This is a genomic window from Pseudomonas sp. 86_A (assembly GCF_017491705.1).
Taxonomy (GTDB): Bacteria; Pseudomonadota; Gammaproteobacteria; order Pseudomonadales; family Pseudomonadaceae; genus Aquipseudomonas; species Aquipseudomonas koreensis.
On the sequence record NZ_JAFGYS010000011.1, the window covers coordinates 256,266 to 262,707 of the forward strand.

Annotated in this window: 6 protein-coding genes; 3 read left to right on the forward strand and 3 right to left on the reverse strand. The window is 49.5% G+C overall.

What is annotated here, in order from left to right; translation table 11 throughout:
• Positions 1-93: 93 nt before the first annotated feature.
• Together fba and J5M57_RS18715 are read left to right on the forward strand one after the other, a co-directional pair.
• Positions 94-1,158, forward strand: coding sequence for a class II fructose-bisphosphate aldolase (fba, locus tag J5M57_RS18710; RefSeq protein ID WP_003177554.1), 1,065 nt, complete (start codon positions 94-96; stop codon positions 1,156-1,158).
• A gap of 305 nt (positions 1,159-1,463) precedes the next feature.
• Entirely contained in the window at positions 1,464-1,877 is a 414-nt protein-coding gene (locus J5M57_RS18715; protein ID WP_207848404.1) for a hypothetical protein, read from the forward strand.
• 96 nt (positions 1,878-1,973) lie between these two features.
• On the opposite strand, the gene J5M57_RS18720 is transcribed toward J5M57_RS18715, so the two are convergent.
• Positions 1,974-2,678 (reverse strand): transposase, encoded by a 705-nt coding sequence (locus tag J5M57_RS18720; RefSeq protein ID WP_207848405.1) that lies wholly within the window; start codon positions 2,676-2,678, stop codon positions 1,974-1,976.
• A 462-nt stretch (positions 2,679-3,140) separates the two neighbouring features.
• On the opposite strand from J5M57_RS18720, the gene J5M57_RS18725 reads away from it, so the two are divergent.
• On the forward strand, positions 3,141-3,707 hold the full coding sequence (locus J5M57_RS18725) for a hypothetical protein (RefSeq protein WP_207848406.1): 567 nt from the start codon (positions 3,141-3,143) through the stop codon (positions 3,705-3,707).
• A 1,524-nt stretch (positions 3,708-5,231) separates the two neighbouring features.
• On the opposite strand, the gene J5M57_RS18735 is transcribed toward J5M57_RS18725, so the two are convergent.
• Positions 5,232-5,594 carry a DUF6124 family protein gene (locus tag J5M57_RS18735; RefSeq protein ID WP_207848408.1) on the reverse strand — a complete coding sequence of 121 codons (363 nt, stop codon included), beginning with the start codon at positions 5,592-5,594 and terminating at the stop codon, positions 5,232-5,234.
• A 495-nt stretch (positions 5,595-6,089) separates the two neighbouring features.
• On the reverse strand, positions 6,090-6,442 hold a 353-nt coding region (locus tag J5M57_RS18740; RefSeq protein ID WP_207871981.1), incomplete at its 5' end, for a polysaccharide lyase family 7 protein.

The following is a 6,442-nucleotide window of genomic DNA, read 5'->3' on the forward strand; positions in this document are numbered from 1 at the left end:
GCCTCGACCCCCGATCTGCAATCACTTGAATAGCCGCCGCCGCTCCGGCAGGCTGGCACGATTAACGACCCTCAACCGGGAGAGACACACACAATGGCACTTATCAGCATGCGCCAGATGCTGGACCACGCAGCCGAGTTCGGCTACGGCGTTCCAGCCTTTAACGTCAACAACCTTGAGCAGATGCGCGCCATCATGGAAGCCGCTGACAAGACTGACTCCCCGGTGATCGTCCAGGCTTCGGCCGGCGCCCGTAAATACGCTGGCGCGCCGTTCCTGCGTCACCTGATCCTGGCCGCGATCGAAGAATTCCCGCACATTCCGGTGTGCATGCACCAGGACCACGGCACCAGCCCTGACGTCTGCCAGCGCTCGATCCAACTGGGCTTCAGCTCGGTGATGATGGACGGCTCCCTCGGCGAAGACGGCAAAACCCCGACCGACTACGAATATAACGTCCGTGTGACTCAACAAACCGTAGCCATGGCGCACGCCTGCGGCGTTTCGGTTGAAGGCGAGCTGGGCTGCCTGGGTTCGCTGGAAACCGGTATGGCTGGCGAAGAAGACGGTATCGGCGCTGAAGGCGTTCTGGATCACAGCCAGATGCTGACCGACCCGGAAGAAGCCGCTGACTTCGTCAAGAAGACTCAGGTCGATGCCCTGGCCATCGCCATCGGCACCAGCCACGGCGCCTACAAGTTCACCAAGCCACCTACCGGCGACGTGCTGGCGATCGACCGCATCAAGGAAATCCACAAACGCATCCCGAACACCCACCTGGTGATGCACGGTTCCTCGTCGGTGCCACAAGAGTGGCTGGCGATCATCAACCAGTACGGCGGCGACATCAAAGAAACCTACGGCGTACCGGTTGAAGAAATCGTCGAAGGCATCAAGTACGGCGTACGCAAGGTCAACATCGACACCGACCTGCGTCTGGCATCCACCGGCGCAATGCGTCGCCTGATGGCCACCAACCCGAGCGAATTCGACCCACGTAAATTCTTCGGCGCCACTGTGACTGCAATGCGTGACGTATGTATCGCTCGTTATGAAGCGTTCGGTACTGCCGGTAATGCTTCGAAGATCAAGCCGATTTCTCTGGAAGCGATGTATCAGCGTTATTTGAAGGGTGAGTTGAACGCTAAGGTTAACTAAGCCTGAACGTTAGACTGCGTTAATAAACCCGCCGAAAGGCGGGTTTTTTATGGGCGTTAATAAAATTGGATTTTAGTGTTTTTTTTGCCTATGTCTCAGTTGGTAGAAATGTTTTCTATTCTGAATTTCTGATGGGTTAGCTACCAAAGCGCATAGGAAAATTTCTTAAGTCATGTAGGCGTGTGTACGGATTAACGAAGTATCTTTCCGTATTTTTCTGACGTGTTGACAAGTGCCTGCGCGATTTATTTCAATGCTTCCGTTTGGTGGTAGGATAATTAATTCATGGATGAAGGAATGCTTTAATGCTCTATAGACGAAATGTACTGATCAAATTGATTGCTGGTGGGTTGCTGTTAGCGTCTGTCCATAAGGCATCAGCCGAAGCTGCGAACGTCAGTTACACCGCTTTAATCACCAGCCAAGGGAAAGTGCTGGCGCAATCGCCCGTTTGGATTTCTCATGTGAGTCATGCTCCGCGAGCGGGCTACTTTTCGGATTATAAAGTTGTATTGGAAGAAGGTGCCTTTGAAAGGTCTCCGGGGTTCTGTGCAGTCTCTGTGGTGGATATGGAAACCTTGGATGATGTTTTTTATGCCCAGGCGAAATTGTCTGGAACGCCTACGCGCAATAGTGTGAAAGTCATTACCCACCAGATTGGCAGCGCGGATCCTCAAGCGAATGCTTCCAAAAGCTTCATGTTGATGTGCGCGAAGTAAGAGAGTAGAAAGCGGAGAGAATCATTAGTCATCTGGGTCTGGCAATCGTTAATAAAAATGGACAGATTTATCTTATATTGATCTGTCCATGTTTTCTTACGATTTATCAGCAGACTTCACCGGTCTACCTCTCGCCCGATGCAATATTCTCAACCCGGTAATCCTCTCGATCTCATCAGTAAACTGAGCCCCCCCTGTCAGTTGACCACGCTGAAGTGCACTTCTTATCAAATGCAACTCTTGCGGCGAAGTCGCTTGCTGCATAAACGCGGCGTAGCGCTCATGACGGGTGGCCGGGGTAGGACCGAGTTCAGTGAAGCCGGGGTAGTCATCTAGCCAATTAGTTTCGATTATTCCGTTCAGGCGTAATTGCAAGCTCGACCAGGGGTAGTCTTGCGCCCGCTCAACCATTTGAGCGCGTACCGGGTTCAGCTCTATGTACCGGCTGCAGGCCAATAAGTAAGTATCGGTTTGAACAACGCTTGATTTGTAGCGGCTTTCCCACAGGGTGCCCGAGCGTCCTTCCAGCTTATTTCGATAGCGTGTCATGCGACTCGCTAGGCTTTTCATCAATTGCCCTAGGCTGGCACTTGATTCGCCAGGTGCCAGCAACAAATGGACATGATTGGTCATCAAGCAGAAGGCATAGACCTTCACATCCAGCAGGGATTTGAGTTCGCGCAGATCAGTGAGATAGCGCTCGAAATCTACGGGTGTGGTGAACACCGTCTGCTTGTTGTGACCACGCTGTACGACATGATGAGGATAGTGGGGTAATACGACGCGCGCGACTCTTGGCATATAGCCTCCTACGTCCGTGTAGGGAAAAGGGGAGGAAGCGGATTTATTTGAAAGGTCCGCCCTGTTTTTTGATTCTTCTGTGAGGGTAGAGTGCTTGAGCTGAGTCGTCACCTGTCAAAGGTGTCAGGTACACGATGCTTTTGTGCGAGAGGTGTGTTTTGGGTGCTGTCTGAGTGAGGGATAGGAGGTGGATTTACTTACCTGTGTGCTGAGAAGCCTTCAGTTAAATAGATCTGTCCCCTTATTCGCGTATTCCTCCAAGAGCTTGTGCTGAATAATAAATCTGTCCCTTTTGTTGTGCTTTTGTTGTTAATGTTTTTTATGCGATTGAGTTATATTTTTTAAATTGGTTATTAAAAAAAAGATAAATAACTGTCATTTCTTACAGGTGTAAGCAGAGTGCAGAGATGATTCAATAGCTGCGCAAACAACGTGTTTATATTGTTTTCAAGGAGAGATAAAATGGCATTGTCTAGCGAGCAGGCAGAATCATTTAAAGGAGGAAAGTACCGGACTTGGGGTTCGCAGGACCCCAATTACGTTGACCGATCAAGGGCAACGAAAACTTGGGACCCAAGTGTTTGGAAAAATCCCTTTGATGTCAAGATGCCTTGGCACCCAGAGGGGTGCCAATGCCCAGAGTGTCGTTCAAATGGAAGTAAGGGCCAAGTGGCCTCGGGTCTGCCGTATTTTCCAGATCTAATGGTAATGGCTCATGATCCGGTGAAAGCTGCAAGTAAAGAAGAGGTCGCTGCTTGTCTCAAAGAGCTGGTGAAAAAAAGCATTATCAGAAACCCGATGACTGGTGATTATCATTCCGTTGAGATGGAAATTACGTATGGGGGGAGTAAATGTCGGTATTTGGTATTGCATAAAGGTGGGATCGATGCTCCCTCTTCGGATGTGGGAGAGCTTATTGACGCCCCTATGCCTGATGGAGTCGATGTAGTCGAAAAAGTTGTGTTATTTACTGAAGCAAACGGCGATTTTATGAGGAGAAATATCCAGCGGTGGAAGTGCAACAAATAACGTTAAAAGCGGTCTATTAATTTTTCATCAAGTCTGACTAGGTTGTGGTTTGATAAGAGAGCCGCCGAAAGGCGGCTCTCTTTTGAGTTGCATGCGGTAATCGATACTGCGAAAGCTGAATCTCCGATATTTTGAAGTGTTCAAGGATAATAAGGAGAAGGAGAAGGAGAAGGAGAAGGAGAAGGAGAAGGAGAAGGAGAAGGAGGAGCTTTTATATAAGTTCTGAAATAAAACTTTTCCTTTGTCCGTTGAAAGGCATGTTTTTTGTGAGTGACGATCTTGCTGCACAACGACGATGTTCGTGAAAAGAAGCTAATCCCTTGATCTAACAGATATTTGGTTATTTCCAATAAATCTCAAAGACTGTCAACTTTGACAGTAGGCGCTCTCGGGAAATGCTCAGAAGATAAGACTCCACTTAGTAATGGAGTACACAGCGATGAGAAATAAGGATGTGAAACCAAAAGGCCCGGCCCCGGCCACTCTGCCAGTTGAGCTAAAAACGGAAGATAAGAACAAATCCAGGGGGCCGGCGCCGTTCACACTGCCGAAGGAACCGGAGTAAGCCTGTTGTGTGAAGATCCTGCAGGATTGCGGGTTCTTTTTTTCACTTGGTAGGGATTGCTGTATAGCTATCCATTAAGAAACTCGCCGCAATGCGGGTTTTTTTGTGGGTGAATATTCCTTCTGCGAAAAAGGGCAGATTTATTAATCGTCGCTAGCGGAAGATAAGGGAAAATAAATTTGTCCCCTTATTGGTCAAGGTTAACTAAGTCTGAGCGTTAAACTGCTTTAAAAGAAACCCGCCGTGAGGCGGGTTTTTTATTGCGGTAAATAAGTCTGTTCTCCTTGCTGCTTCTACCCGTGGTTTCTAAAATAAATCAATTCCTCTTCTATGCCCTTTGTCGCCGTCTCATTTTTTGCTTTAGTGAGATGTGTTGTTATGCAAAATTTTCAATTTTTTTACGGGTGGCTAGTTGTATTTATTATAAGTACCTGTTAGTTCTAACAGGTGTGCAAATCCTAAATGTCAGGAAAATGGCAGTGGGAGATTGACTCTCCTTTTAATGGCTAGTGATTCAAAGGAGATGTATATGCAGATTTTTATAAAAGTAATGTCCAAAGTTATCACTTTTACTTTAGAGGTCGAGCCAAGCGATAGCATCGAAAATGTTAAGGCGAAAATACAGGATAAGCAAGGTATTCCACCTGATCAACAACGGTTATTTTTTTTCTGGAAAGCAACTCGAGGATTGGAGGACACTATCAGATTGCAATATTGTTAAAGATTCAGAGCTTTTACTTGTTTTCCGTATTCGGGGAGGGTGATGTTGTGGTTGTAATGAGGTTTTTGTCTCGGATTAATTTGCTATCGATAGCTAGACATAAATTAATTGCTATATGAAGAAACCCACCGTGAGGAGGGTTTCTCGTGAAGGGCTGTTTTTATCGTATAAGAGTCAAAAATGTTACCTGTAACAGAAATTAATCAAAGTCTTAAATGGGTAAGTCAGTTGTGGGCGATTATTCCTTCAGCTCAACATGATCCAGTGCCTGATTCACCGCCAGTTCTCCGAGCATGACCACCTGTGCGATGCCCAGCGCAGTCTTGCGGTGGGAGGTGTCGAGGGTTGCGGCGAAGTTGTTGAGCATTTCGCTGGCTGAACCCAGGGTTTCGCTGGCGTTGGCCAGCAGGGCTTCGGTGTTGTACTTCGGGTTGGCGAGGTACATGGACTCGGGTTCGCAGGTGCTGATCATGATCTGCGCGGCCGGGTTGAGGTAGTGGTCGAGGGCGCGCTCGGCGGCGTCATGGAGTTTTCTTGAGTCGAGGGATTCGTAGGGGGAGGCCAGGTCGGTGACTGGCGGGTGAGGCGTTGATTTGGTCATTTGCTCGAAACCTGATTGGAGTGCCCCCTCTCTGGCTACTAATCAAAGTGGAGGCAACTGTACGCAGGTTAGTAGACCGGGGTTTCGAGCAAGCCGGCGCACCCGAGGGTGCCCTGCGCACAGATGCCATCGAGCGCAGGAATCGAAATCCCTGACTGACAGATGCTTGTGCACCACACTTGAAACCTCGGGCTACTAAACCCGATCACTGGAAATCAGTGACGCGAATCAAGTTACCGATGGCCCTCCAGGCGCACAAGCCGGCGGATTCTGGCGTACCTGTAGGCATTGACGCAAGCCGTTGTAGGCATCCGGAAGTAACCGTCGAGCGATCTAAACAACACCGTTTAAAGGATGTCCGACTGGCAATAAATAACCCTGTGGCGAGGGAGCTTGCTCCCGCTGGGGCGCGCAGCGGCCCTGAAAAAGCGAGGCCTGCTGCGCAGTCCAGCGGGAGCAAGCTCCCTCGCCACAGGGGGTTGTGCCCATAAAGCGTTATTTATCGTGGTCGATGTCGAGTTTGCTGAAGGTCACCTGTCCACCCTCACTGGTGTACCCGGTGTTGTCCTGCACATACACCCCGGCCTTGAAGTACAGCGGCTTGTCGCGCCAGGTGGCGCTGATCTGTGAGTCCCACTGATAGCCCGCCGCGCTTACACCCAGTGCGCCGCCGGGGCTTAAGTGGATGAGGTAGTTGAATTCGCGATCCAGCTTGATACCGGTGGCGAGGGTGATGACCCGGCCTTCGTCGTCATCCGGGCGCATGCGCACTTTGATCACCAGGTTGCCGGTTTCGGTTTTGGTCTTGTACTGGTATTCGAGTTTGACCATCGGCTTCTGGCTTTCGT

Coding starts and splice junctions, on each gene's coding strand:
- J5M57_RS18715 (WP_207848404.1), top strand. CDS start 1,464: ATGCTCTATAGACGAAATGTACTGATCAAATTGATTGCTGGTGGGTTG.
- J5M57_RS18720 (WP_207848405.1), bottom strand. CDS start 2,678: ATGCCAAGAGTCGCGCGCGTCGTATTACCCCACTATCCTCATCATGTC.
- J5M57_RS18725 (WP_207848406.1), top strand. CDS start 3,141: ATGGCATTGTCTAGCGAGCAGGCAGAATCATTTAAAGGAGGAAAGTAC.
- J5M57_RS18735 (WP_207848408.1), bottom strand. CDS start 5,594: ATGACCAAATCAACGCCTCACCCGCCAGTCACCGACCTGGCCTCCCCC.
- fba (WP_003177554.1), top strand. CDS start 94: ATGGCACTTATCAGCATGCGCCAGATGCTGGACCACGCAGCCGAGTTC.